This window comes from Neisseria sp. P0021.S007 (assembly GCF_051956855.1).
Genome location: NZ_JBQCXA010001593.1, coordinates 1 through 458, shown reverse-complemented (window position 1 = coordinate 458; position 458 = coordinate 1). Strand labels below are relative to the sequence as shown.

The following is a 458-nucleotide window of genomic DNA, read 5'->3' as shown; positions in this document are numbered from 1 at the left end:
CGATAAACTTCAGCAAGAAAAAGAAGCCTTCTTGGCCAAAAAACTGAAAGTTGAAGAGTTACAGGAAAAACGCTATCAAGCGGCCTATATCCTTGATTCTTTGAATACACTTACGCCCGATAATACTTATTTGACCGCGTTGGAAGCCGAAAGTCCGACCAGCTATAAAATCAGCGGTCATGCCATCAGCGACAATAAAATTGCCGTTATGATGCGCTCCTTGCCAAGTACAGGTATTTTCTTGCAGCCTGAATTGTTGAGCATTAAAAAAGTAGATAACTACCAAGAATTTACTTTGAAATCTTCAATCAACCAAGTGAATACGCCGGCTCCTGCACCAACTGCCCAAAGTAGCGGTGAAATGGCCGAACCTGTGGCAGAACCTGCTCCGGAGGCTCAATAATGGCATCTAAAAACCTGAAACAATTGGACGTACAAAACCTGTACCTGCTTAATAT

At 42.6% G+C, this 458-nt stretch carries 1 protein-coding gene; it reads left to right on the top strand.

The annotated features are described in order from the left end of the window. On the top strand, positions 1-403 hold a 403-nt coding region (locus tag ACTHUR_RS20440), incomplete at its 5' end, for a PilN domain-containing protein (protein WP_440400626.1). Positions 404-458 lie beyond the last annotated feature (55 nt).